The following is a 25,854-nucleotide window of genomic DNA, read 5'->3' as shown; positions in this document are numbered from 1 at the left end:
CGGCGCCGCGGTGGATGCCGTCGCCTATCGCGTGGGAACGACCATGGCGACGGCGTACGCGGCGACGCCCTCGCCCGAGCCGGTGAATCCGAGCCCGTCGGTCGTGGTCGCCGACACCGAGACGGGAGCACCGCCGAGCGCCCGCGACAGCGCAGCCTCGGCCTCGGCGCGCCGCGGCGCGAAGCGTGGGCGGCGCGCCTGAACCTGCACGGACACGTTCCCCACGCGAAACCCCGCCTCGGCGAGGAGCGCGAGCGTGCGGTCGAGGAAGGCCTCCGCGTGCGCGCCGTCGTACTCGGGCCGGTCGGTGCCGAAGTGCGTGCCGATGTCACCGAGGCCGGCCGCCGCCAGCAGGGCATCGACGATCGCGTGCGCCACCGCGTCGCCATCGGAGTGCCCCGACAGCGCGGTCTCGCCAGGCCATTCGAGCCCGGCAAGCCACAGCGTCCCCTCCCCTCCGAAGGCGTGCACATCCGTCCCGATGCCCACGCGCGGCGACAGCGGGGAATCCCCGGCGGGCAGTGTCACGTGCGGCACGGGCGAGACGAGGGTCCGCGCGCGCTCGAGGTCCGCGCGCGTCGTGATCTTGAACGCCGCCGGGTCGCCTGCGACCGTGGTGACGGTGTGACCTGCCGCCGCAAGAACAGCGGCGTCATCGGTGTACTCCTGGTCGGCAAGAGCGTACGCGCGCTCCAGGACGCCGCGGGCGAAGCCCTGCGGCGTCTGCGCCGCACGCAGGCTCGCCCGATCGACCACCCCCACGATCGCGTCACCATCCATTTGCCGGATCGTGTCGACGACCGGCATGACCGGAACGACACCCGGCGCACCCGCCTCGAGCGCTGCGGTCACCCGCGAGAACACCTCCGGCGGCGTGAGGGCGCGCGCCGCGTCGTGCACGAGGACGTACTCGATATCGCCCCACAGCGCCGCGATGCCGGCGGCGACGGATGCCTGTCTGCTGGATCCGCCGGTGACCACCGTCACGAGGTCGCGCCGATCGCCGGCGGCTTCCTGGGCATCGGTCAGCGCGTCGCCTTCACGACCGGCGGGCGCAACCACGATGACCTGCGCGGACGGTGCGTCGAACACTCCGCGCAGCGCATGCCTCAGAATCGTGTGCTCGTCCAGACCGACGAACGCCTTGGGAACGTCAGACTCGAGCCGTGTTCCGGATCCTGCGGCGACAACGATGACCGCGACGCGGGGAACCGGGACGATACTCACGGATGCCACGCTACCGCGCGGGGGCACCGCTGCAGGAGCGACGGCTCAGGAAGCGAGAACCTCGTCGAGCAGGACGCTGGCCTTCTCTTCGTCGGTCTTCTCGGCGAGCGCAAGTTCCGAGATCAGAATCTGCTTGGCCTTGGCCAGCATCCGCTTCTCGCCTGCCGACAGACCGCGGTCCTGGTCGCGGCGCCAGAGGTCGCGCACGACCTCGCTCACCTTGATCACATCGCCGGAAGCGAGCTTCTCGAGGTTCGCCTTATAGCGACGGGACCAGTTGGTCGGCTCTTCCGTGAACGGCGCACGCAGCACATCGAACACGCGCTCGAGCCCGTCCTTGCCGATCACGTCACGGACGCCGACCAGATCGACGTTCTCTGCCGGGACCTCGATGATCAGATCGCCTTGAGTGACGTTGAGTTTCAAGTACTTCTTGGTCTCGCCCTTGATGACGCGTTCCTTGACCTCGATGATCGTTGCCGCCCCGTGGTGCGGGTAGACAACCGTCTCGCCAACCTCAAAAAGCATGGAGTTATGTTCCTTTCGGCAAACTCCAGAATACCACAGGCGTCATACGCTAGAGTTCGCCACCCACTCGTGCGCGCAGCGGCGGTACAGCTTCAGCGAGACGTAAGCCGCACCCTCATCAACCCCTAGAATGCATGGGGAAGCCGTCATCCGCTCAAGGAGGATCCGTGAAATCGCGCCTCATCGCGTCGCTCGTTGTGGGCGCTGCTCTCGTCCTCGGAACCTCGGGGTGCAGCCTCATCGCCGCGCACGCCACGACGTACGAGTACACGCCCGGCGAAGGCGCCAACGTCCCGGACGAGTCGGGGCCGCTGCTGGTTCGCAACGCCCTCATCGTCGCCAACAGCGAGGGGACCGAGGGGAACTTCATCGCCGCCATCGTGAACAACACGACGGAGACCTACGTACTGCACATCGACTTCGCGGATGACGTCACCGAGCAGATCATCGTCCCGGCAGGCACGGTCAAGAGCCTGGGCGAGAACGCCGACCCGCTCTTCATCCGCGGCCTGAACGCCGCCCCCGGCTCGACACTGACAGCCTCGTTCCAGTCGGGCGACGGGGTCACCTCGGTGATCTCGGTGCCGGTCCTCAACGGGGACCTCGAATACCTCGCGCCCTTCGCGCCCTGAACTCCCCCGCGCACACACAGCGGCCCCGTCTCCGTGAGAGCGGGGCCGCTGTGTCGTGATGCCGCGGTGTCAGGATTCGAAGCGGTAACCGAGACCGCGCACGGTGACGAGCATCGTGGGGTCGCTCGGGTTCTTCTCGATCCGCGATCGGATGCGCTTGATGTGCACATCCAACGTCTTCGTGTCGCCGAAATAGTCGGTGCCCCACACGCGGTCGATGAGCTGGCCGCGGGTCAGCACCCGGCCGGCGTTGCGCATGAGCACCTCGAGGAGCTCGAATTCCTTCAGCGGCATGCTGATCTCGCTGCCATCGACGGAGACGGTGTGGCGATCGATGTCGAGCGTGACCCGGCCGCCCTCGAGCACCCGATCGTCCAGGTCGGCTTCGGCTGTCGACAGTCTGCGCAGGACGGCGCGCATGCGCGCCAGCAGCTCCCGAGCAGAGTAGGGCTTGGTCACATAGTCATCGGCTCCGAGCTCGAGACCCACGACGATGTCGACCTCGGAGTCCTTCGCCGTCAGCATGATGATGGGGACCGGTGACGATGCCCGGAGCTGACGGCACACCTCCGTACCCGGCATCCCCGGGAGCATGAGATCCAGCAGCACGATGTCGGCGCCGAGCTCACGGAATGACGCGAGGGCGGTCGGTCCGTCTTCGGCGATCTCGACCTCGTAACCCTCACGGCGGAGCAGGTACGCGAGCGGGTCAGCGAGGTCGGGTTCGTCCTCCACGAGCAGGACGCGAGTCATGCGGTGTCTCCATTCTTCCTCTGGGCCGCGGCGTCGTTCGTTCTGTGAGCCGTGACACCACTCATCGCTGCGGCATCCGCCGCGATGAGTTTCTTCTGCTTCTTCTTGACCTTCTTCTCTTTTCGAGCGCGCTTGCGCGGCGGCTCGTCGAGGGGCGAAGCGATCATGGGAAGCCTGATGGTGAACGTCGAACCACGGCCCTCGCGCGACCACAAGCGTACGTCGCCGCCGTGGCGCTGCACTGCATGCTTGACGATCGCCAGGCCCAGGCCCGTCCCCCCGGTCCGACGCGAGCGCGCCTGATCCGCTCGGTAGAACCGCTCGAACACGCGATCCTGATCGGCTTCGGCGATACCGATACCTCGATCGGTGACCGCGATCTCCACGATTCCATCGGCCCCCTTGACCCCGATTCCGACGCTCGAGCCTTTCGGTGAGTAGGCGATCGCGTTCGCGATGAGATTGCCGACCGCTTCGCTGAGCACCTGTGCGTCGCCTCGGACGAAGATCCCTCGTGTGCCGCCGCGCACCAACTGAACGCCCGCCGAATCGGCTTGGACGGTGTGGGCTTCGATGGCCGAGGCGATGATCTCATCGATCGACGCGTCCCGCTCATCGTTGAGTTCGTCCGCGGCCTGCAGCCGCGAGAGGTTCATGATGCGAGAGGTGAGCGTGGCAAGTCTGGTCGCTTCGGCCGACAGACGGGCCGCGAACACCCGCACCTGCGCGGGGTCATCGGATGCGGATTCGATCGCCTCCGCCAGCAGGCTGACCGCACCGACCGGGGTCTTGAGCTCGTGACTCGTGTTGGACACGAAGTCACGACGCATCTGCTCCACGCGCTCCTTCTCGGTGATGTCTCGCAGCACGAGGAGGGTGAGCCGGGCCGTGAGGGGCGTGGCCCGCACCGTCACCAACCGCAACTCCCCCGGACCCGATCCGCGACGGATGCGGAATGTCGCGTTGGAGGCGGCATCCGCATCGCTGACCCGCCGTGCCACCCCGCGCAACTCCGGTGTCGGCAGCATGCTTCCTTCGCGCAGTTCGAAGGGCGCGGCCGATGCTGACGCGGCGATGATGACGCCGGACGCGTCGAGAACGACAGCCGGATCATCCAGGCCCTGCAGCACGACCCGTGCGCCCTCGGGAACATCCATTCCCGCCCCGTACTGAGCGCGTTCGCGCGCACGCAGGGCCAGCAGGATGACGGTCGCGAGCCCCGCGCCGATGAGCAGCCCGACCAGGAGGCCGAGCAGAGCGATCTGCGCCGGTTGCATGGGAACAGCGTACGGGCGGCCCGAGCAACGACCTCGCGGGCGGCGCGTGAGGCCCGCCCCGGGCGCGCCACTATTCACCGGGGCGGCACTGTCCGTTAACCTTCGGTGGCGAGAATCGCCGGGTCGTCTGGCATCAGCCGGGCGACAACACACGAAAGGGATCGGAATGCGCGAAGTCTTCCACCAGTCGCTCGAAGATGTGCAGAACCGTCTCGTCGAGATCTCCGGGATGGTCACGACCGCTATCGAGAAGGCCACGACGGCGTTCAAGACCGGCGACGTCGCTCTTGCCGAAGAGGTGATCGCCGCGGATGCCGAGATCGACGACAAGGCACACGAGCTGGACGAGATCGCGATCGAGATCATGGCGCGTCAGCAGCCGGTGGCCCGTGACCTGCGGATCGTCGTCATGGCGCTTCGTGTCAGCGCGTCGCTCGAGCGGATGGGCGACATCGCCGAGCACATCGCTCAGCTCACCCGGTTGCGCTTCCCCGAGCGCGCCGTGCCGTCGGGCCTGAAGTCCACCTTCCAGCGCATGGGGGAGCTCGATGTCGAGGCGGCACGCAAGCTCACCGAACTGCTGCGGACCGAGGATCTCGCACTCACCGACCAGATCCGCGACATCGACGACCAGGTCGACGACCTGCACGTCAGCGTCTTCGAGAAGGTCCTCAGCGACAGCTGGTCCGGCGAGCCCGCGCAGACGGTGGATGCGACCCTCGCGAGCCGCTACCACGAGCGCTTCGTCGACCACGCCGTCTCCGTCGCCAAGAAGGTGCAGTACCTGGCCGAGGGCGGCGAGTTCTACGCCGGGGACGGGTCCAGCACGGGAGAGTAACCCCGGAACATCAGAAGAGCGGATGTCTCGCGCGAGGCATCCGCTCTTCTCGTTTCCGGCCGATCCGGCTTACTTCTTGCCCTGCGCGGCGACGGCGGCGGCGCCGGCGGCGGCAGCCTCCGGGTCGAGGTACTCTCCCGGCCCGAGTGGAGTGAGGTTCTCGTCGAGTCGGTACACCAGCGGGATACCGGTGGGGATGTTCAGTTCTGCGATATCGGCATCGCTGATGCCGTCGAGGTGCTTGACGAGGCCCCGAAGCGAGTTGCCGTGTGCCGCCACCAGCACCGTCTTGCCCGCCCGCAGATCCGCCGCGATATCGCTCTCCCAGTACGGCATCATCCGGTCGATGACGAGCTTGAGCGACTCGGTACGCGGCACTTCGCCGTCGATCCCCGCGTAACGCGGGTCGTGGACCTGGCTGAACTCGCTGTCATCGTCCAGCGGCGGGGGCGGCACATCGAACGAACGGCGCCACAGCATGAACTGCTCGGGCCCGAACTCCTCAAGGGTCTGCGCCTTGTCCTTGCCCTGGAGCGCGCCGTAGTGGCGCTCGTTGAGCCGCCACGTGCGCGTGACGGGGATCCAGAGGCGGTCTGCGGCATCCAGTGCGATATTGGCTGTCTGAATGGCGCGGCTGAGCAGCGAGGTGTGCAGGACGTCCGGGAGGATGCCGTGCTCGGCCATCAGCTCACCGCCGCGGCGCGCCTCAGCCCGGCCCTTCTCGGTGAGCCGCACATCGACCCATCCGGTGAAGAGATTGAGCTCGTTCCACTCGCTCTGGCCGTGTCGGAGAAGGATCAGCGTGTATGGCTCGGTCATGGCCCTCATGATAGCCAGGCAGGGTGTCGCGGAGGTTGCGGGGCGGGCCGTGAATGCCCACCACCGGCGCCGATCCGCTGGCATCATGGGGGCGTGTCCGCCCCACGTTCCGCACCGACCGGCCGGCCCACGCGCGGAACCACCGGAACGAACCGGCTGCGGCGGGTGGATCGGTGGATCGCCCGGCATCCGGTGCTGCGCCGCGCACCCGAACCTCTTGTGGTCGATCTCGGGTACGGCGCGAACGGTGTCACGACGTTCGAACTGGCGACGCGGCTTTCCCAGGCCCGGCCGGATGTCGAGGTCGTGGGCGTGGAGATCGATCCAGAGCGCGTCGCGCGGGCGCGCGAGCAACTGGCGGCTGTCCGCGCGGGAGCCACCGCGTTCGATCCGGGCCTGCGGGTATCGTTCGCGCGCGGCGGGTTCGAGATCCCCGCGCCGCGGCGACCGACCGTGATCCGGGCACTCAATGTGCTGCGGCAGTACGACGAGGGCGAGGTCGGTGACGCGTGGGAGCGCATGGCGAGCCGGCTCGAGCCCGAGGGCCTGCTCGTCGAGGGGACCTGCGATGAGATCGGACGGGTCATGACGTGGGTCGTGGTGGGGCCGGATGCCGCTCCCCGCTCCTTCACGATCTCGCTGCGCCTCACGGGGCTCGTGTCTCCGGCGGTCGCCGCCGAACGCCTGCCGAAGGCCCTCATCCATCGCAACGTGCCCGGGGAACCCGTGCACGCGTTCCTCGCCGGGCTCTCGCGGGAATGGGAGCGCGCCGCGCCCCTCGCGACCTTCTCCCCCGTGCAGCGCTGGCAGGCAAGTCTGCAGGCGATGCAGGATGCCGGCTGGATGCTTCCCGCGCGGCATCGCTGGCGATTGGGGGAAGTCACCGTGCCGTGGACAGCTGTCGCCCCGCGGTGACTGGTCGCGGAAGGCGCGATGACCGCCTCGCCGTCAGATGCGCGGCACGGCGTGGGAGGCGTCCTCTCCCGGCATTCCCGCGGCGGTGAGCAGATCCACAGCGAGCGGGCGCAGCGCGGCGATCAGGTTCTGATCGCCCAGCGTCGCGTCGGGAAGGACGGCCGCGGGATCCAGTCGCACGGCAACGGAGCGGAGTGTCTCGCGCGCAACGGGTTCGAGCGAGATGTCCCGCAACGACTGCGCGATGAGGTCTGCGCCCCGGCTGAGATCGGCCAGCAGGTCGGCGCCGACGGCTCGGGGCTGGCGGTCGTCGACGAGGTACACGGTGCGCCGCGCGATGACGCGCAGGTTGCGGCACGCGAAATCCATCGACTGGCAGATCCGCTGGTGGCGGGCGATCTCGTGGCGCTGCGACCGCAGGAACGGCGAGATCCGGGCGATCGCGATGCCGGACTCGAGGGTCAACCGCCAGTCGTCGATGTCGGCCTGGAGGGCCCGAGCCTTCTCGAGTCCTCGCTGGGCGCGGACTCGGTCGCCCCGGCGAAGAGCGCGGATGATGGTCTCGGTGGCGCTCTGGAATCGGGTGAACAGCAGTTCGCCGGACGCGACCTCGGTGCGTTGCGGGCTGCGCGGGATCAGCGCCGTCACCAGCAGCGCCGCGATGCCACCCACGACACCATCGATCAGCCGCAGCATCGGTGAACTCGTCGGGATGATCATGACGATGAGGGACTGGATGGCCGCCGCGATCGCGAATCCGGGTTGTGCGGAGAGAAAGCGCGCCACCGCGAGCGTTGCCGCCAGCGCGAGGCCGAGCTGCCACCACCCGGTGCCGGCGATGATGAGCAGCACTTCGGCGACGAGGATGCCCACGATCATGCCGATCACGGTCTCCAGGACGCGACGGGGGCGGGCGTCTCGGACCAATCCCAGGCTCGAGACCGTGACCGTCGCGGCCAGCAGCGGCGCGTCGTGTCCGAGGACATAGGCGGCGAACGCATAGGCGCCCGTTGCCGCCACGACGATCTGCACGATCGCGATCGCCGATCCTCGCAGCCGTGTCCATCCGGGGCGGGGACTGAACCGACTCCACCAGCGGATGCGCACCGGCAGGGTCAGGGGCGCCGTCTCATCGGGCGGATTCGTCCGCGGCGCGCGCGGATCCTGCCCCGGACTCACGGCGCCGAACTCACTGTGCCGAGGATCCCGACGATGCCGCGCGACGGCTGAGCCGGGGCAGGCGCGGCACGGAGGCGGCGGCGCCCGCCTCGGGCGGCACGATCGTCTCCAGGCGCGCCGCCACGGGGCCTTCGGCGGTGTCGACGGTCGCGTCGCCGTCCCGGGCTGTGCGCCGTACGACGGCGAGGCCGATCGGCCCCTCCTCGACGTGGAGCGCGACGGACGTGAGCACCCCCACGGTGTCCCCGTCGACGCGAACCTCGGAGCCAGGCGGGGGCAGGATGCTGTGTGCCCCGTCCAGGTGCACCGCCACGATACGGCGCGGTGGGTGACCGAGATTGTGCACCTTCGCGACCGTCTCCTGGCCGCGGTAGCACCCCTTGCTCAGGTGCACGGCGGTTCGCAGCCAATCGAGCTCATGCGGCAGAGACCGCTCGTCGACGTCGCTCGCCCAGCGCGGGCGCCACGCCGCGATGCGCAGAGCGTCGACGGCGATCGCGCCGGCGAGGGCGCGCTCTCCCGCCGTCGCCGCACGCGCGATCCGATCGCGTTCGGACGTGTCGACGAGGACCTCGACCCAGCGTCGCTCGGTGCCCGGATGCTCGCCGGCCGCGTACCCGTGCCCACCGAGGGACACGCCCGGCCACGGGTCGCGCCACACCACCGGGACACCGGCGGGTGAGATCGGAGTGAGGTCGGCCGACTCGAGTGCGCTGGCGCCGACGACGACGACATCCTCGGCGCGGCGGATCTCGACACGCATCCGGAACCGCATCCGAGTGAGCCAGGTCGCGAGCGCGTCGGCATCGGCGGCGTCTGCCAGCAGCCACGCCGTCTCGCCGTCGTCGACGATTCCCGCCGCGTGCTCGACGTGTCCGTGCGGGTCCAGGATGAGCAGTTCGCTGCTCTGGCCCGGCAGGAGGCTGCCGACAGCTTGGGAGGTGATCGAGTCGAGCCACGCCAGCCGGTCTGGGCCCGTGACGGCGACGACGGCGCGGTCCTCGAGGGGGGCGACGGCCTCGCCGCGCATCAGTCGGCGCTGCTCGACGAGCGGGTTGCCGAGGTGCCTCAGAATGCCGTCCTCGACGACCGCTCCGGGCACCGCGTGGAAGGGGGAGGCCATCAGTCGGCCTTCGCGAGTCGCGCCGACGCGTGCGAGGCGAGAGCGCTGCCGAGCGCCGCGATGTCCCAGGCCCAGAGGAGGTGCCCCTCGACCAGTCCGTACATGCGAGTCGCGGCGGAGTAGGGTTTGGCCGACGCGGTCCGGATGACGGCGTCGGTGGCGATGTCGATGCGGGGACCTCGAATCTGTCCGAGGTACAGCTCGCAGACGCCGTCCGAGTGGACGAGCGAGACCTCGATCTCGAATCCACCCTCGGGTGTGCGCAGCGCCTCGACGTCGTCGACCGTCAGCGGCGAGGGTGCACTGATCGCCGGAAGCAGGCCGGGGCCGGCGACAGCATCCGTCGCGGCGATCGCGAGCCGCCAGTAGCCGATCTCACTGACCAGCGGCGTCGCGGCGGCGGGATCGTCGGGGTCTGACAGCCAGGCCTGGGCCGAGTAGTTGAGGTGGTCGCCACCGTCATGGCTGAAGCTCACCCGGTGGCGGAACTCACCCGTGAAGTGGGTGCCGTCGGCCTCATAGTCGATGACACCGGTTCCCTCCCAGACACCGACGAGCCACGCGAGGGGGGCGAGTTCGGCAGGGAGGTCGGTGGGAAGATCGATCACGGCGCGTCAGCGCTGGCCGCGGTACAGGTTCTTCACGACGACACCCGAGACGAACACGATCGCCAGCGACGCGAGCGCAAGCAGGCCCACGAAGAAGAGTTCGAGCGCTACGAGGTCCATGGGGCCACTCTATCCCGGAATCGCTATCCGGTCATCGGGGGACGATCGAGGCGAGTCCGAAACCGAGGCTGATGACGCCGAGCACGATCGCGGCACCGAGAGTGCTCAGCGCGACCCGCTCGACGAAGGCCTGTGAGCGCCCGTAGGCCAGCTGCACGGCGAACGCCAGCACGAGGCACAGCCCCAACGCCACACCGAGCCAGGCGATACGCCATTCGGCGGGGACGAGGAACCCGATGATCGTGCCGGCAACTGCAGCTGCCGCCCACACGGCGACGATCCCGCCGAACGCGCGGCGGGGAGCAAGCGGTGGGAGGTCCATCGCCCTATTGTCTCCCATGGCCCTATTGTCTCCCATGGCGGGGTGACGCCCTAAACTGAGGGGCGCGGTGCGCCTCCGGCACCGGGAGGATGTCAGCGTGGCACAGCTATTGGTTCTGAGTTCCGCCCCCGGCGGCGGCCCGGCCCTGCCCGCGCTCGAGCTCCTGAGCCACCGCACGCGTCAGATCCCCGCGGAGCCGGCGCAGTTGGTGAACGCCCCTCACGCCGACATCGTGTTCGTGGATGCGCGCACCGACCTCGTCGGAGCGAAATCGCTCTGCAAGATCCTGGGGACGACCGGCCTGGATGTCCCGCTCATCCTCATCGTCACGGAGGGCGGACTGACTGCGGTCTCCCCCGACTGGGGTGTCGACGACGTGATCCTCGTGACGGCAGGCCCGGCCGAGGTCGACGCGCGGGTCCGACTCGCCGTCGGGCGGATGGCGAAGGAGCAGGTCTCCACGCGCATCCAGACCTCGGGCATCACGATCGACGAGTCTTCGTACTCGGCCAAAGTCCATGGCCGCCCGCTGGACCTCACGTACAAGGAGTTCCAGCTCCTGCACTTCTTCGCGACCCACCCGTCACGGGTCTTCACCCGCGAACAGCTGCTGAGCGAAGTGTGGGGGTACGACTATTTCGGGGGCACTCGCACCGTCGATGTCCATGTCCGGCGCTTGCGCGCCAAACTCGGCGACCTGGAGCAGCTGATCGGCACTGTCCGCAACGTCGGGTATCGGTTCAACGTGTATGAGGACGATGCCCCGCCGGCGCGCGAACGCGCGGAGGCGTGACGGCGCGGTCCGGGCGGCAGCTGCACCCCTGGCGAATCTGTTCACGCGAGAGTCACCTAGCGCTGACAGGATGGACCCATGATCGACCACGAGGTTCTCGACACCGGGCTCGGCGACGAGGATGACGACGACTTCGACACCGCGGTGGCAGACGACGATCTCCTGCCCAGCGACCGTTTCCTCGACCGTGAGCTGAGCTGGCTCGCCTTCAACCAGCGGGTGCTCGAGCTGGCCGAGGATCCCCGGCTACCGCCGCTGGAGCGCGCGAACTTCCTGGCGATCTTCGCGAGCAATCTCGACGAGTTCTTCATGGTCCGTGTGGCAGGTCTCAAGCGCCGCATCGTCACGGGACTGGCCGTGCCGACGAACATCGGCACCTCCCCCCAAGACGCACTCGCCGACATCTCCGCCGAAGCGCACCGTCTGCAACTGCGCCACGCGGATGCCTGGAGCCGCCTCGTGGCGCCCGCGCTGGCGGATGCCGGGGTCGAGTTCGTCTCGTTCGCGTCGCTCGGCTACGACGAGCGCACAAGACTCTACGAGTACTTCCACGAGCAGGTCTTCCCCGTCCTGATGCCGTTGGCTGTCGACCCGGCCCACCCGTTCCCCTACATATCCGGTCTCTCGCTCAACCTCGCGATCCGGATCCGCAACGCCAGGACGGGGCGGCAGGAGTTCGCGCGTCTGAAGGTTCCGCCGATGCTGCCGCGGTTCGTCGAGATCTCGCGGGACGGCGAACGCGTCCGCTATCTCGCGCTGGAAGACCTCATCGCCAACCACCTCGGTGACCTCTTCCCGGGTATGGAAGTCCTGGACCACCACGCCTTCCGCCTCACCCGCAACGAGGACATGGTCATCGAAGAGGACGAGACCGAGAACCTCATCCAGGCCCTCGAAGCCGAGCTCATGCGGCGCCGCTTCGGCCCGCCGATCCGCCTCGAGGTCACCGAGGACATGGATGAGCTGACACTCAAGCTCCTCATCAGCGAACTCGACATCACCGAGCAGGAGGTCTACCGCATCCCCGGGCCGCTCGATCTGCGGGGGCTGTTCGGTCTGAACCGCCTCAACCGCCCGGAGCTGAAGTACAAGCCCCACCTGCCGACGACCGCACTCGCGTTCCAGCCCGGCGACAACACCGAGCGTTCCGACATCTTCAGCGCGATTCGCACCGCAGACGTCCTGGTGCACCACCCGTACGAGTCGTTCGCGACGAGCGTGCAGGCCTTCCTCGATCAGGCGGCAAAGGACCCTCAGGTCCTCGCGATCAAGCAGACGCTGTACCGAACCTCGGGCGACAGTCCCATCATCCAGTCGCTGATCGACGCCGCCGAAGCGGGCAAGCAGGTGCTCGCCCTCGTCGAGGTGAAGGCCCGTTTCGACGAGGCCGCGAACATCGTGTGGGCGCGCAAGCTCGAGAAAGCCGGTGTTCACGTCGTCTACGGTCTGGTCGGACTCAAGACGCACTGCAAGCTCGCGCTCGTCATCCGTGAAGAGGAAGGCACACTGCGCAGCTACTGCCACATCGGAACCGGCAACTACAACCCCAAGACGAGCCGCATCTACGAAGACTTCGGCCTGTTCACCGCCGACGAGCAGGTCGGGCGCGATCTGACCCGCCTGTTCAACGAACTGTCCGGCTATGCGATCGAGAAGAAGTTCAAGCGCCTGCTGGTCGCGCCGCTCCACCTGCGCAAAGGACTGCTGCGGCTCATCGAGTCCGAACGCCGCAACGCGATCGAGGGCAAACCCGCCCGCATCCGCATCAAGGTCAACTCGATGGTCGACGAGCAGATCATCGATGCCCTCTACCGCGCCAGCCAGGCCGGAGTCCCCGTCGAGATCTGGGTCCGCGGCATCTGCTCCATCAAGCCCGGCGTGCCCGGCCTGAGCGAGAACATCACCGTGCGCAGCATCCTCGGCCGCTACCTCGAGCACTCGCGCATCTTCGCCTTCCTCAACGAAGGCGACGAACAGATCTACATCGGCAGCGCCGACATGATGCACCGCAACCTCGACCGCCGAGTCGAAGCACTCGTGCGGGTGACCGATCCCGGGCACCTGGCCCAGTTGATGACGCTGTTCGACCTGGCGATGAGCGACACGACCAGTTCCTGGTGGCTCGACGGCACCGGCACATGGGTGCGCCACCACCTCGACGAGCACGGCAACCAGCTCGTCGACCTGCAGGACCAGACGATGACGGATGTGCAGAGCAGACGACGGGCGCGTGCCACGCGATGACCGCCGCTCTCACCGTCCCCGACCCCACGATGGCCGAGAACACCGTCTACGCTGCCGGCGGCGTGCTGTGGCGCATTGTCGAGGGAAAACTGCGCATTCTGCTCATCCACCGCACGCAGTACCGCGACGTCACCCTCCCCAAGGGCAAGGTCGACCCGGGCGAGACGCTCGCCGAAACCGCTGTGCGGGAGATCCACGAAGAGACCGGCATCCGGGTGTCGCTGGGCGTTCCCGTGGGGATCTCGACCTACCACATGCCCTCCAAGCGCGAGAAGGTCGTGCACTACTGGGCGGCCGAGGCGACGGATGCCGCCATCAAAGCGTCGTCGTTCGTCCCCAACAAAGAGATCGCCGCGCTGGAGTGGGTCTCGGTGAAGAAGGCGCGCGCGAAGCTCAGCTACCCCGTCGACATCGAGATCCTGGACAAGTTCCTCGAGATCCGCGACAAGGATGTGCTGCGCACGTTCCCCGTCATCGCGCTGCGCCACGCGAAGGCCGTTCCCGCCGATGAGTGGGACGGGACGGATGCCTCGCGCCCGCTGGCACCGCGCGGACGCAAGCAGGCCAACGCTCTCGTCGGTCCGCTGCTGGCCTTCGGTGTGCGCCGCATCGTCTCGAGCCCTGCGGTGCGGTGCGTGAAGACCGTCGGCCCCCTGTCGGCAGCGCTCGGGCGCCGCGTCGACTACTCGCCTCTGATCAGTCAGGACGCGTGGGAGGAGGGGTCCAGCGACGCGCGCACCATCGTGGGCCAACGCGTTCGGGCCCGCAAGCCCGCCGTGCTGTGCAGCCACGGTCCGGTGCTTCCCGAGATCATCGAGGAGCTCGCGATGGCCACGGGGTCGCTCATGGGTTCGCACCTGGGCAACGCCTCCGCACTGTCGACGGCGGGCTTCTCCGTCGTTCACCTGTCCACCGACAACCCGGGCTCGGGGATCGTCGCGATCGAGACGCATCAGCCTCCCGCGTGAGCGGGCTCATCCGGCTCGGGTGGGCCGCCGTCAGTGCCGGTGATGACCGGCGCAAGGTCGCATGGCGACTGCTTCGCGAGGTCGTCGGCAATCCCGGCATCCGGATATCGAATCCGTGCCCCCGGTGCGGCGGCGACCACGGCCCGGTCCGGATCGAGGGCGCCGCGGTGACGGCGAGCGTCACCTATGCGGGCGGGTGGGCGCTGGTGGCTGTCGTCCCGTCGCATGCCGGCGCCGTGGGGGTGGATGCCGAACCCGAGGACGATGAGCGGCGCGAACGCGCGGGCCTTGCGGGCGTCCTGGGCGCGGGATCTGCGACAGTGCGGGACTGGGTGCGGGTGGAGGCCGCGCTCAAGGCCGACCGTCGGGGGCTTCGCGTGGAACCCGGAACGGTGCGTGTCACGCGAGGACGGGGCGGTGGCACCGACGCGTCAGCCGCCGACATGGGCGCGTGGCACGCCCATGTCCCCGGGCACGGAGGCACCATCGCGGGCTGGGACCTTGCCGGACCGCCCGGGGTGTTCGTGAGTGCCGCGATCGCGCGCGACTAGCGGCTGGACTTCTTCTTCGACGCGCGCTTGGAGGACGCTTTCGCGGAGCTCTTGGATGCCGCCTTCGGTGCGGACTTCGCCGCGGTCCGGGCACGCGCCGTCCGGGCGCGAGCGGGCAGGTCGGGCAGCGGGCGGGCGTCGAGCCAGGCATCCCACAGTCCTTCGAGGTCGTGCCCGCTGTGGGAGGCGAAGCGCCGAAAATCCTCGGTGGTCACGCACTCGTGAGCGTACGCGGCCCCCCAGCCTCGAAGGAGGTCGAAGAACGGGTCATCGCCGATCGTCAGTCGCGCGGCGTGAAGGGCCAGCGCCCCCCGCTTGTACAGACGGTCATCGAACATCAGGTCAGCGCCGGGATCGCTGATCACGAGGTCTTGAGCGAGACCCGCGAGCTTCGCGTGCGCCCGTCGCGCAGCGGCATCGGCGGATTCGACCCCGGCCGCTTCGAACCACAACCACTCCGCGTAGCACGCGAAGCCCTCGTTGAGCCAGATGTCGCGCCACTGCGCGACGCCGACGCTGTTGCCGAACCACTGGTGGGCCAGCTCGTGAGCGACGAGGCGCTCGGAAGCGGGATCGAGGTGGTTCGAGCCGAACACGGCTGTTCCCTGCGCCTCGAGGGGGATCTCCAGGGGGTCCGAGGTCACAACGATCGTGCAGTCATCCTGCGGGTACGGCCCGAACCGCTCTTCGAAGGCCGCCATCATGCGAGGTACGGGATCGAGGGCGCGCTTCACGTCCGCACGCAACGAGGCGGGCGCGGCTACCACGATGCGATCGTCGAGTCGGAGGGACTCGAACCGCCCGACGTACACGGCGACCAGATATGTCGCCGCAGGAACGCCGATCACATACTCGGCCGTGACCTGCCCGCCCGAGCGAGTCCGGGACTGCAGCACCCCGGTTGCGACGGCCGTGTACTCGGCATCCGTCGTGACCCGGATACGGTATCTCGCCCGATTGCCGGGACGATCGTTGCACGGGAACCACGTGGGCGCCCCGATCGGCTGAGAAGCGACGAGCGCACCCTCCGTGAGCTCTTCCCACCCGATCGCCCCCCAACGCGACCGTCGGGGAGCGGGTGCGCCCGCGTATTCGATCGTGAGGGTCGCCGTCTCCCCCGGCTGCATCGTGCGCGGCAGCGTGACCCGCAGCTTGCGCGGACCCTGTGTGTGCGCGGTGCGTCGCTGCCCCTCGATCCGCACCCGGCTGACGCGAAGACCGATCAGGTCGAGCGCGATCGAGGAGGTCGCGGCGAGCAGGCGGATGCGCAAGGTCGCGCGGGCCTCGAGCCGATTCGTGCGGACCCGGTAGGTCAGATCCAGGTCATACGCGTCGACGTCGAAGGACGGATCGCCGCTCTGAGGCGTGTAGGAGTCATGGGCGCGGGCATCCGCCGGGGCGGAGCCGTCCGCGGTGGAGCCATCGCGACTCCCGATACCCGAGCTCACGGCGCCGCCGCGTAAGCGCGGATCTTGACTGCACGCCACGGACCGATCGGGTTCCCGCTCCACCGCGAACCGACCGGGACGGTCTCGCCCCGCATGACGAGGGAAGCGGGTCCCACGGTCGCGTGCGCACCGATCGTGGCCGCGGGGAGGATCACAGAGTGCGGCCCGAGAGTCGCACCGGGTTCGAGTACCACGGCATCCATACTCATGATCCGATCATGGAAGAGGTGCGTCTGCACGACGCAGCCCCGATTGACGGTGGATCCATCCCCCAGATGCACCAGATCGGGCTCGGGCAGCCAGTACGACTCGCACCATACCCCGCGTCCGACCCGTGCGCCGAGCGAACGCAGCCACACCGTCAGCGCCGGGGTTCCGGATGCCGCCCGAGCGAACCATGGCGCTGCCACCATCTCCGTGAACGTATCGACCACCTCGGTGCGCCACACGAAGCTCGACCACAGCGGATGCTCGCCGGCGCGGATGGGGCCCACCAGGAGCCACTTGGCCGCGGTCGTGGCAGCTGCCGCCGCTGCGCCGGCAGCGAGCATGACGATCCCCGAGAGCACCACCGTCCACCAAGGGCCGATCGCCTGCCAGAGGGCAGCCAGACACATCATCACCGCGAACCCGATCAGTCCGGTCACCAGCACCGGGACGATCCGCAGCAGCTCCCACAGACTGCGAGCCACGCGAAGCGCCGCGGGCGGCTCGTACGTGCGCGACTCGTCGACGGTCGCGGCGACACGCCGCAGACGCACCGCCGGCGACCCGAGCCACGACGACCCCGCCTTCGCTTTCGCCGGCGCCGCCGACAGCACCGCGATGAGGCCGTCCTTGGGAACGCGGTGGCCCGGTGCCACCATCCCGGAGTTGCCCACGAACGCACGCTTGCCGATCTTCACGCGATCGACCCGCATCCACCCGCCACCGAGCTCGTAGGAGGCGACCATCGTGTCATCGGCGAGGAACGCGCCATCCTCGATCGTCGTCATCGCGGGAATCAGCAGCACCGTCGAGGCCTCCACGTTGCGCCCGACCGAGGCCCCCAGCATTCGGAGCCAGACGGGGGTGAACAGGCTCGAATAGAGCGGGAACAGCACCGTCCGTGCCGAGTCGAGAAGGCGCTCGGTCGTCCAGACCTGCCAGCCGAGCCGGCTGCGCACCGGGTAGGACCCCTCACGAAGACCGAGCGAGAGCAGCCGTACCGCGAGCACGACGGTGCCCGCGAACACCACGCCCGCCGTCAGGATGCCGGGCACGAGCCACGCGAGACCGATGAGCGCCGCCTCACCGAGCGTCGCCGCGTTCCGCATCGCGAGGGCCATCAGGCCACCACCGGCAGCGAAGGCGACGATCGGCAGCAGCGCGAGTGCGAGGGCCGAGACGATGTAGGCCCAGAGCCAGCGGTGCGGAGCCGGCGCGCGTCCGGGAGGCCAGTCGGCCGCCGGCTCGCCCACGCGCACGGCGGGCGAACCGGCCCACGCCTGGTCGGGCTTGACCCGGCCGAACACGGCGGAGCCGGGAGCGACGCGGGCGCGCTGCCCGATCTTGGTGCCCGGGGCGAGCGTGCTGCGGGCGCCGATCACGGCATCCGCATCGATCCGGATGCCCCCCACCCGCACCGTGTCGCCGTCGACCCACATGCCGCTGAGGTCGACCTCGGGGTCGATCGCCGCATTGTCGCCGACCTGCAGCATCCCCGTGATCGGAGGCAGCGTGTGCATGTGGACATCGCGGCCGATGGACGCGCCGAGGGCTCGCGCGTAATAGGTCACCCACGGCGCGCCGACGAGTCCGACGGCGTCGACCTGGTCGGCGATCTGCTCTGCGAGCCAGAGGCGGAGGTGGATGCTGCCGCCACGCGGGTAGTCCCCGGGCTGGAGCCCGGCAAGCAGTGCCCGGGCCGCGCCGACCGCGATCGCCATGCGACCGAACGGCGTCGCGAACACGACCAGTCCCGCCGCGAGCACCCACCACGGGACGTCCGGGAGGAACTCGAAACCTCCCGTGAGCTGCAGGAGCATGCCGGCGGTGAGCAGGTAGAGCAGCCACCGGATGCCCGACAGGATGAACAGCGGCACACCCAGGAGGGTCTGCACGATCCCGGTCGTGGCAGGCGTCGGGAGCGACCGACGGTACTCGCCCGCCGAGGCCCCGTCGTCGGCATCCGTGTCGGGAAGCAGGGAAGCCATCGCCCCGAGCCGCGGCATGTCGTAGATGTCGGCGACGGTGAACTCCGGAAGCCGCACGCGCACCCGCGATGCCAGCTGCGCCGCCGCAAGGGATCCGCCGCCGAGATCGAAGAAATCCGAGCTGCGGTCATCGGCGGGAAAGCCCAGCACCGCCTGCCACTGCTCGGCAAGCCATGCCTCGTTCGTGGACAGACCCGCGACCGGCTGCTCGGCGCCGGGAACCGGCCACGGCAGCGCGGCACGATCGACTTTGCCCGAGGTGCGCGCGGGCAGATCGGGCAGCAGCGCGAACAGCGGCATGATGCCGGCCGGCAACCGCTCGACCAGAGCGGCCCGTGCCGCCGCACGATCGAAACCGTCGGGCTCGTCCACCACGATGTAGCCGACCAGGACGGGGTTCCCGGCGTCCGAGGTCCGCACGGCTGCCGTCGCCGCGGTCACCCCGGGAAGATCCTGGAGAGCAGCCTCGACCTCGCCCAGTTCGATGCGGCGTCCGCCGATCTTGACCTGGTCGTCGGCACGTCCGAGGAAGACGAGACCCTCGGGTTCGTAGCGGACGAGGTCTCCCGAGCGGTAGGCGCGCTCCCACCCGAGGGTCGGCATCGGCGCGTACTTCTCGGCATCCTTCACCGGGTCGAGGTAGCGAGCGAGCCCCACCCCGCCGATGATGAGCTCGCCGCTCTCCCCCTCCGCGACCGGGGTGCCGCCCGCATCGACGACCGCGAGCGCCCATCCCTCCAGGGGAAGCCCGATCCGGACGGGAGCATCGGGCACCAACGGCGCCGCGCACGAGACGACCGTCGCCTCGGTAGGGCCGTACGTGTTCCAGACCTCGCGGCCCTCCGCCGCAAGACGCGTGCCCAACTCGGGTGGCACGGCTTCGCCGCCGAAGATCAACAGGCGGACGTTGTCGATCGTCGCGCTCGGCCACATCGCTGCGAGAGTGGGCACCGTCGAGATCACGGTGATTCCCTGCCGCGCAAGCCAGTTCGCGAGATCGACTCCCGACCGCACGAGCGATCGCGGAGCGGGAACGAGGCAGGCTCCGTGCGCCCACGCGAGCCACATCTCTTCGCAGGATGCGTCGAAGGCCACCGAAAGCCCGGCGAGCACCCGGTCGGCGGTGCCGAGCGGCTCGTCCTGGAGAAAGAGACGGCTTTCGGCATCCACGAACGCCGCCGCGCAGCGATGCGTGACCGCCACGCCCTTCGGGACTCCCGTCGAGCCCGAGGTGAAGATGATCCACGCATCGTCGTCGGGCTCGGGCTGCCGCAGGATGTCGAGCGCGCGTGTGTGGCCGGCGGGGGCATCGCCGGCGAAGAGGTCCTCATCTCCCGCGTCGTCGGCGTCATCCGTCTCGTCCACGCGCGGGATCTCGGCTGTCACATCCGACGGTTCGGCCGGATCGTCACCGGGCGCGCCGTGAGCCGGGGAGTAGAGCCCCCGACCCGTGATGACACCTCTGACACCCGCCTCTCCGAACACGAGCGCGGCGCGTTCCTCGGTGTCATCGGCGTCGACGGGCACGTACGCGGCGCCCGCGGCCATGACCCCGAGGATCGCGATGTACAGCTCCTTGGTTCCCGAGGTCATGCGAATGCCGACGCGGTCCCCATGCCCCACGCCCGCCGAGGCAAGGCGCGAGGCGGTGAGGGCGACCCGCGCTGCGAGCTCGCGATAGCTCAGGGCGGCGCCGGCACCGTCATCGATCGCGGAGGCCTCGGGGTGGCGGCGCACTGTCTCCTGGAGGACGTCGATGAGAGTCCGCGGCGAGGAGGCGAGGGCGGCTCGATCGAGGACGCTCGACTGGTCGTGGGTCACCGTACGACGGTACCCGCGACCATGGCCGCGTGAGCCGCACACACCGCAGACCGCCTGAGCCCGTTTACCTCGTGTTCACCTCTACCAACCGAACCCTTAAGAGTCGCTGTCTAGCGTCGCCTGCGTGCCCTGCACCGGGCCACTCACGAAAACCTGACACAGTGAAGGATTCACAGTGAAGATCAACCGCTTCGCCCAGCTGGGCGCTGTCGCAGCTGTCGCCACTCTCGCACTCGCCGGCTGCGCCACCAACGAGTCCAGCGGCGGCTCGACCGAAGAGCCGATGGAGTCCACTCTTTCCGGGACGATCGGCGGCACGGGTTCGTCCGCGCAGACCGCCGCTCAGGAGGCGTGGGTTGCCGGCTTCCAGACGGCGAACCCCGACGTCACCGTCAACTACGAGCCCACCGGTTCGGGCACGGGCCGCGAGAACTTCGTCGCCGGCGCCAGCCAGTTCATCGGTTCGGACCGCTCGTTCAACGACGAGGAGCTCGCGGGCTCCTTCGCCGCGTGCGCGAACGACGGTGAGGCCGGCATCGTCCAGCTGCCGATCTACATCGCCCCGATCGCCGTCGCGTTCAACCTCGAGGGCATCGACTCGCTGAACATGACCCCCGACGTCATCGCGGGCATCTTCGCGGGCACGATCACCAACTGGAACGACGAGGCCATCGCGAGCCTCAACGAGGGGGTCGAGCTCCCCGACCTGGCGATCTCGCCGGTTCACCGCTCGGACGACTCGGGCACCACCGAGACGTTCACCGACTACCTCTCGCAGGCCGCACCGACCGTGTGGACCTACGAGGCCGACGGCGTGTGGCCGATCGAGGGCGGCGAGGCTGCGCAGGGCACCTCGGGTGTCGTCGACGCGACCAAGAGCGGCAACGGAACCATCACCTACGCCGACTCCTCGCAGGTCTCCGGCCTGGGCACCGTCTCCGTCGGTGTCGGCGGCGAGTTCGTCCCCTACTCGGCTGAGGCTGCTGCGGCGATCGTCGACGCGTCGCCGTTCGTCGAGGGCCGCGGCGAGGGTGACCTCTCGATCGAGATCGACTACGCGACCGAAGAGGCCGGGGTCTACCCCATCGCCCTCATCAGCTACCTGATCGGCTGCATCGAGTACGAAGACGCGAACACCGCCGAGCTCGTGTCGGCGTACTTCACCTACGTCGCCAGCCCCGAGGGTCAGGACGCCGCTGCCGAGAACGCCGGTTCGGCTCCGATCTCCGAGTCGCTGCGTGAGCAGGTCGACGCTGCGATCGCACTGATCGGCTGATCTCTTCCCCGCGACTGCCCGGTTCGGTACATTCACGGATGGACCGAACCGGGCAGGCTGAGCAAGGGGGCCGGACCTCCCGGAATCCTCGCTGAGCCTGACCCGGACTCGACACGAAGGACACGTACATGGCGACGAGCACGGACGCGGGGCCGGTAACCGCGACAAAGATCACAGCCCGCAAGAGACCCGGGGATGTGATCTTCTCGGGGACGGCACTGGGCGCCGGGATCACCATCCTGGTCGTGCTCGCGGCGGTCACCGTCTTCCTCATCGCCGAGAGCGTTCCCGCATTCACGACCCCCGCTGACGAGAACCCGATCCTCAAGGGCACATCGTTCCTCGAGTACGTCTGGCCGCTCATCTTCGGCACGATCTGGTCGTCGATTCTCGCGCTGGTCATGGCAGCGCCGGTGGCGATCGGAATCGCCCTGTTCATCTCCCACTACGCGCCGCGGCGCGCGGCCGCGGTCCTCGGCTACATCATCGATCTTCTCGCCGCCGTCCCCTCGGTGGTCTTCGGCCTCTGGGGCGGCCTCGTCCTCGCCGGCTTCGTCCAGCCGTTCTACGTCTGGCTGAACACCTACCTCGGATGGTTCCCGCTCTTCAGCGGCCAGGTCTCGGCCACGGGACGCACCATCCTCACGGCGGCGCTCGTCCTGGCGATCATGGTCCTTCCGATCATGACCGCGATTTCTCGCGAGGTGTTCCTGCAGACCCCGGTCCTCCACGAAGAGGCAGCCCTCGCGCTCGGCGCGACGCGGTGGGAGATGATCAAGATGGCCGTGCTGCCCTTCGCCCGCGGCGGAATGGTGTCGGCGGCGATGCTCGCTCTGGGTCGAGCGCTCGGTGAAACGATGGCCGTGACGATGGTCCTCTCGGTGTCGGGCGTGGTCACCTTCGAGCTGCTGACAGCAACCAACCCGACCACGATCCCCGCCAACATCGCGCTCAGCTTCCCTGAGGCCTACGGCACGGGAATCAGCGTCCTGATCGCGACCGGTCTGGTCCTGTTCGTGGTCACCTTCGCCGTCAACGCGATCGCTCGCTGGATAGTCAACCGCCGCGCTGAATTCTCGGGAGCCAACTGATGACCACCGCTACTGCTACCGAGTCCCGTCCCACCGCGAACCACTTCGCGAACGGGCGGCTTCCCAAGGGAACCAGCTGGCTCCTGCTCCTCGGCTCCTGGCTGGTCATGGGCCTGGTCTTCTTCCTCGTCAACCTCGGCCAGCCGATCGCGAACTTCAACATCGTCGCAACCGTCTTCCTCGGCGCAGTCCTCTACGCGGTGCTCATCTTCGTGGTCGCATCCATCGTCGAGGGACGCCGTAATGCGACCGACAGGTTCGTCACCGCGGTCGTCTCGGCAGCGTTCATCGTCGCCCTGCTGCCGCTGGTATCGCTGCTGTTCACGGTCCTGGTCAACGGTCTCGCTCGCTTCGACATCGCCTTCTTCAGCGAGTCCATGCGAAATGTCGTCGGCGCCGGCGGCGGCGCTGCCCACGCGATCGTCGGTACGCTCCTGATCACGCTGACCGCGACGATCATCTCGGTGCCGATCGGCCTGATGACCTCGATCTACCTGGTCGAGTACGGCAACGGCGGCAAGCTCGCTCGGGCCATCACCTTCTTCGTCGACGTCATGACCGGCATCCCGTCGATCGTCGCGGGTCTGTTCGCCTACGCGGTGTTCGTGATCTTCTTCGGCGCGGGATATTCGTCGGGCTTCGAGGGTGCCATCGCGCTGAGCGTGCTCATGATCCCGGTCGTCGTACGCTCCTCCGAGGAGATGCTGCGCCTCGTCCCGAACGAACTACGCGAGGCGTCCTACGCGCTCGGTGTGCCCAAGTGGCTCACCATCGCGAAGGTCGTGCTCCCGACATCCATCGCCGGTATCACGACCGGAATCATGCTCGCCATCGCCCGCGTCATCGGTGAGACCGCTCCGCTGCTGCTGACGGCAGGCTTCACCCAGAGCATGAACTGGAACATCTGGGACGGGAACATGATGACCCTCCCGGTGTTCGTCTACAACCAGTACGCCAACCAAGGCACCAGCCCCGACTCGGCTATCGCCCGCGCCTGGGCCGGGGCCTTGACCCTGATCCTCATCGTCATGGTGCTCAACCTCGCCGCCCGCCTTGTCGCGAAGTTCTTCGCGCCCAAGACCGGTCGCTGAACCCGAAGGAAATATCCGTGTCCAAGCGCATCGATGTCAACGACCTCAACGTCTACTACGGCAACTTCCTCGCCGTCGAAGGCGTCTCGCTCGCGATCGAACCCCGCTCGGTGACGGCCTTCATCGGCCCCTCCGGCTGCGGCAAGTCGACCTTCCTTCGCACGCTCAACCGGATGCACGAGGTGATCCCCGGCGCCCGGGTCGAGGGCGAAGTGCTCATCGACGGAGACAACCTTTACGGCCCCGGCGTCGACCCCGTGCTTGTGCGGCGTCAGGTGGGCATGGTCTTCCAGCGCCCCAACCCGTTCCCGACGATGTCGATCCGTGAGAACGTGCTCGCCGGCGTCAAGCTCAACAACCAGCGCATGTCCAAGAGCGACCAGGACGCGCTCGTCGAGAAGTCGCTGCAGGGCGCGAACCTCTGGAACGAGGTCAAGGATCGCCTCGACCGCCCGGGTTCGGGCCTCTCGGGCGGTCAGCAGCAACGCCTGTGCATTGCCCGCGCCATCGCCGTCGAGCCCGACGTGCTGCTGATGGATGAGCCGTGCTCGGCGCTCGACCCGATCTCGACCCTTGCCATCGAGGACCTGATCGAGGAACTCAAGAGCGAGTACACGATCGTGATCGTGACCCACAACATGCAGCAGGCCTCGCGCGTGTCGGACAAGACGGCGTTCTTCAACATCGCCGGGACCGGCAAGCCGGGCAAGCTCATCGAGTACGACGAGACCACGACGATCTTCACGCGCCCGAAGGTCAAGGACACCGAGGACTACGTCTCGGGCCGCTTCGGGTAAGCATCCGTTTTGGATGAGGGGGCGTGGCGATCAGGCCGCGCCCCCTCTCTCGTTCGGTCGCAACGGCGCATTCCCTAGCCGATACGCCGGGCCGAGGCATCGGTGATCGGCACACTCGGCGGCAGGCCGTCGTAACGGCGCTGCCCTCTCGCGGCGAGGACGAGCGTCAGTCGCGGGGGCTGAGCAGATAGGCGTTCAGACCCGCCGTGAATGCGGCATCCGTCGGGATCGCGACGCCGTCGACGGCGGTGATCGGCGCGGCGAGGCGGACGCTCGAGACCAGCCAGGCCGCATCGACGGTCGCGAGGGCATCCGTCGGGATCTGCTCGTAGCCCGTCTCGAACCCCCGTTGTTCGAGGTGGGCGAAGAGGCTCAGCTGCGTCGTGCCATGCAGGATGCCGCCCGTCGGCGCCGGCGTCGTGAAGCGGTCTGCGCGACGCAGCACGAGCGAGGCGGTGGGCGCCTCGAGCACGAAACCATCGGTCGTGGTGAAGATCGCATCATCCGCCCCGCGCCGCCGGGCTTCGCGAAGCGCGGCCATGTTGACGGCATACGAGAGGGTCTTGGCGCCCAGGAGCAGCCAGGGTGCTCGGGCGGGAACGGTCGAGTCGTACCCGCGATCGAGGGTCACGACACGGATGCCGCGCTCCCGCGCAGCCGTGAAGTCCGCTGCCGGCGCAAGAGTCGCCCACGCCGTCGGAGTCGGTCCGTGCTCGATCCCGCGACTGAGGATGAGTTTGATCACCGACTCCCCCGCGCTCGCGTGCGCGGCGACCTCGTCGATGGCCGCTCGCCACTGTGCGAGATGCGGTGCGGGAAGATCGCAGATACGCGCGGAGTGAGCCAGCCGCTCGAGGTGCGCGTCGACTTCCTGTGCGTGCCCGTCGACGACACCGATCGACTCGAAGATGCCGTCCCCGCGCTGTGTGCTCAATTCCCCGACGCTCAACGCCGGCGCCTCGGGGTCGACAGGCGCGAACGTGTCTGCGAAGTCCGTGCGGTCAGCATCCACGTCGACCGGCTGGATCATGAGGGCATACGTCGTGGGCATGAGATGAAGCCTACGCGGCGGAATACCCACCGCGTCGTGGCGGTTAGACTGGGGTAGCCGGGCCGCAGTAACCCCGGGCTCCATCTTCTGCCGCTACGAGCGGCCACGCGCCGAGAGGCGTTCTGCGGCCCGGCACTTTCTTGCCCGACCTGCGGGCTGTCCTTCGGGCGCGCACCCTTTCCGGACG

23 protein-coding genes are annotated in these 25,854 nt (G+C 68.5%); 11 read left to right on the top strand and 12 right to left on the bottom strand.

Annotated features, from left to right (window positions below; translation table 11 throughout):
• Positions 1 to 24 precede the first annotated feature (24 nt).
• Both ispD and AC3ENO_RS02620 read right to left on the bottom strand, forming a co-directional pair.
• Positions 25 to 1,227: a 2-C-methyl-D-erythritol 4-phosphate cytidylyltransferase gene (ispD, locus tag AC3ENO_RS02625; RefSeq protein WP_434969056.1), complete on the bottom strand. Its 1,203-nt coding sequence runs from the start codon at positions 1,225 to 1,227 to the stop codon at positions 25 to 27.
• A 45-nt stretch (positions 1,228 to 1,272) separates the two neighbouring features.
• A complete protein-coding gene (locus AC3ENO_RS02620; protein WP_195692045.1) occupies positions 1,273 to 1,755 on the bottom strand; it encodes a CarD family transcriptional regulator in 483 nt (160 codons plus the stop codon).
• A gap of 167 nt (positions 1,756 to 1,922) precedes the next feature.
• Here AC3ENO_RS02620 and AC3ENO_RS02615 point away from each other — a divergent pair, with 167 nt between their 5' ends.
• Positions 1,923 to 2,387 (top strand): DNA modification methylase, encoded by a 465-nt coding sequence (locus tag AC3ENO_RS02615; RefSeq protein WP_434969055.1) that lies wholly within the window; start codon positions 1,923 to 1,925, stop codon positions 2,385 to 2,387.
• Between the two features lie 69 nt (positions 2,388 to 2,456).
• On the opposite strand, the gene AC3ENO_RS02610 is transcribed toward AC3ENO_RS02615, so the two are convergent.
• Both AC3ENO_RS02610 and AC3ENO_RS02605 read right to left on the bottom strand, forming a co-directional pair.
• Complete coding sequence (locus AC3ENO_RS02610; protein WP_434969054.1) at positions 2,457 to 3,140, bottom strand: response regulator; 684 nt, start codon at positions 3,138 to 3,140, stop codon at positions 2,457 to 2,459.
• A complete protein-coding gene (locus AC3ENO_RS02605; RefSeq protein ID WP_434969053.1) occupies positions 3,137 to 4,417 on the bottom strand; it encodes a sensor histidine kinase in 1,281 nt (426 codons plus the stop codon). The genes AC3ENO_RS02610 and AC3ENO_RS02605 overlap by 4 nt, the downstream gene beginning before the upstream one ends.
• 166 nt (positions 4,418 to 4,583) lie before the next feature.
• Here AC3ENO_RS02605 and phoU point away from each other — a divergent pair, with 166 nt between their 5' ends.
• On the top strand, positions 4,584 to 5,255 hold the full coding sequence (phoU, locus tag AC3ENO_RS02600) for a phosphate signaling complex protein PhoU (protein ID WP_434969052.1): 672 nt from the start codon (positions 4,584 to 4,586) through the stop codon (positions 5,253 to 5,255).
• A 69-nt stretch (positions 5,256 to 5,324) separates the two neighbouring features.
• Here phoU and AC3ENO_RS02595 read toward each other — a convergent pair whose 3' ends face one another.
• Positions 5,325 to 6,074 (bottom strand): phosphoglyceromutase, encoded by a 750-nt coding sequence (locus AC3ENO_RS02595; RefSeq protein WP_434969050.1) that lies wholly within the window; start codon positions 6,072 to 6,074, stop codon positions 5,325 to 5,327.
• A 93-nt stretch (positions 6,075 to 6,167) separates the two neighbouring features.
• On the opposite strand from AC3ENO_RS02595, the gene AC3ENO_RS02590 reads away from it, so the two are divergent.
• Entirely contained in the window at positions 6,168 to 6,989 is an 822-nt protein-coding gene (locus AC3ENO_RS02590; RefSeq protein WP_434969049.1) for a class I SAM-dependent methyltransferase, read from the top strand.
• A 33-nt stretch (positions 6,990 to 7,022) separates the two neighbouring features.
• On the opposite strand, the gene AC3ENO_RS02585 is transcribed toward AC3ENO_RS02590, so the two are convergent.
• The 4 genes from AC3ENO_RS02585 to AC3ENO_RS02570 all read right to left on the bottom strand — a co-directional run bounded on the left by AC3ENO_RS02585 (position 7,023) and on the right by AC3ENO_RS02570 (position 10,359).
• On the bottom strand, positions 7,023 to 8,168 hold the full coding sequence (locus tag AC3ENO_RS02585; RefSeq protein WP_434969048.1) for an FUSC family protein: 1,146 nt from the start codon (positions 8,166 to 8,168) through the stop codon (positions 7,023 to 7,025).
• Between the two features lie 10 nt (positions 8,169 to 8,178).
• Positions 8,179 to 9,291: a CAF17-like 4Fe-4S cluster assembly/insertion protein YgfZ gene (ygfZ, locus tag AC3ENO_RS02580; protein WP_434969047.1), complete on the bottom strand. Its 1,113-nt coding sequence runs from the start codon at positions 9,289 to 9,291 to the stop codon at positions 8,179 to 8,181.
• Positions 9,291 to 9,899, bottom strand: a complete 609-nt coding sequence (locus AC3ENO_RS02575) for a heme-binding beta-barrel domain-containing protein (protein ID WP_434969046.1) — start codon at positions 9,897 to 9,899, stop codon at positions 9,291 to 9,293. Before AC3ENO_RS02575 ends, ygfZ begins: the two co-directional genes overlap by 1 nt.
• Positions 9,900 to 10,050: 151 nt before the next feature.
• Positions 10,051 to 10,359, bottom strand: a complete 309-nt coding sequence (locus tag AC3ENO_RS02570; protein ID WP_434969045.1) for a hypothetical protein — start codon at positions 10,357 to 10,359, stop codon at positions 10,051 to 10,053.
• Positions 10,360 to 10,438: 79 nt separating this feature from the next.
• On the opposite strand from AC3ENO_RS02570, the gene AC3ENO_RS02565 reads away from it, so the two are divergent.
• From AC3ENO_RS02565 to AC3ENO_RS02550, 4 genes are all read left to right on the top strand, one after another.
• Positions 10,439 to 11,134: a response regulator transcription factor gene (locus AC3ENO_RS02565; protein ID WP_434969044.1), complete on the top strand. Its 696-nt coding sequence runs from the start codon at positions 10,439 to 10,441 to the stop codon at positions 11,132 to 11,134.
• A gap of 78 nt (positions 11,135 to 11,212) precedes the next feature.
• Complete coding sequence (locus AC3ENO_RS02560; RefSeq protein WP_434969043.1) at positions 11,213 to 13,378, top strand: RNA degradosome polyphosphate kinase; 2,166 nt, start codon at positions 11,213 to 11,215, stop codon at positions 13,376 to 13,378.
• A 29-nt stretch (positions 13,379 to 13,407) separates the two neighbouring features.
• Positions 13,408 to 14,346: an NUDIX hydrolase gene (locus AC3ENO_RS02555; protein WP_434969149.1), complete on the top strand. Its 939-nt coding sequence runs from the start codon at positions 13,408 to 13,410 to the stop codon at positions 14,344 to 14,346.
• Positions 14,343 to 14,897, top strand: coding sequence for a 4'-phosphopantetheinyl transferase family protein (locus AC3ENO_RS02550; RefSeq protein ID WP_434969042.1), 555 nt, complete (start codon positions 14,343 to 14,345; stop codon positions 14,895 to 14,897). The genes AC3ENO_RS02555 and AC3ENO_RS02550 overlap by 4 nt, the downstream gene beginning before the upstream one ends.
• On the opposite strand, the gene AC3ENO_RS02545 is transcribed toward AC3ENO_RS02550, so the two are convergent.
• Complete coding sequence (locus AC3ENO_RS02545) at positions 14,894 to 16,345, bottom strand: M1 family metallopeptidase (protein WP_434969041.1); 1,452 nt, start codon at positions 16,343 to 16,345, stop codon at positions 14,894 to 14,896. The two genes, AC3ENO_RS02550 and AC3ENO_RS02545, sit on opposite strands and share 4 nt — an antisense overlap.
• Entirely contained in the window at positions 16,342 to 20,361 is a 4,020-nt protein-coding gene (locus AC3ENO_RS02540) for a Pls/PosA family non-ribosomal peptide synthetase (RefSeq protein WP_434969040.1), read from the bottom strand. Before AC3ENO_RS02540 ends, AC3ENO_RS02545 begins: the two co-directional genes overlap by 4 nt.
• A 175-nt stretch (positions 20,362 to 20,536) precedes the next feature.
• Here AC3ENO_RS02540 and AC3ENO_RS02535 point away from each other — a divergent pair, with 175 nt between their 5' ends.
• The 4 genes from AC3ENO_RS02535 to pstB all read left to right on the top strand — a co-directional run bounded on the left by AC3ENO_RS02535 (position 20,537) and on the right by pstB (position 24,616).
• On the top strand, positions 20,537 to 21,637 hold the full coding sequence (locus AC3ENO_RS02535) for a phosphate ABC transporter substrate-binding protein PstS (RefSeq protein WP_434969039.1): 1,101 nt from the start codon (positions 20,537 to 20,539) through the stop codon (positions 21,635 to 21,637).
• Between the two features lie 128 nt (positions 21,638 to 21,765).
• Complete coding sequence (pstC, locus tag AC3ENO_RS02530) at positions 21,766 to 22,728, top strand: phosphate ABC transporter permease subunit PstC (protein ID WP_434969038.1); 963 nt, start codon at positions 21,766 to 21,768, stop codon at positions 22,726 to 22,728.
• On the top strand, positions 22,728 to 23,819 hold the full coding sequence (gene pstA / locus AC3ENO_RS02525) for a phosphate ABC transporter permease PstA (protein WP_434969036.1): 1,092 nt from the start codon (positions 22,728 to 22,730) through the stop codon (positions 23,817 to 23,819). Before pstC ends, pstA begins: the two co-directional genes overlap by 1 nt.
• A gap of 17 nt (positions 23,820 to 23,836) precedes the next feature.
• A complete protein-coding gene (gene pstB, locus AC3ENO_RS02520; protein ID WP_434969034.1) occupies positions 23,837 to 24,616 on the top strand; it encodes a phosphate ABC transporter ATP-binding protein PstB in 780 nt (259 codons plus the stop codon).
• A gap of 166 nt (positions 24,617 to 24,782) precedes the next feature.
• Here pstB and AC3ENO_RS02515 read toward each other — a convergent pair whose 3' ends face one another.
• Positions 24,783 to 25,667, bottom strand: coding sequence for an aminodeoxychorismate lyase (locus AC3ENO_RS02515; RefSeq protein ID WP_434969033.1), 885 nt, complete (start codon positions 25,665 to 25,667; stop codon positions 24,783 to 24,785).
• Positions 25,668 to 25,854: the final 187 nt, after the last annotated feature.

The organism is Microbacterium sp. bgisy207, from assembly GCF_057706855.1.
This window is presented reverse-complemented; position numbering and strand designations above follow the sequence as displayed.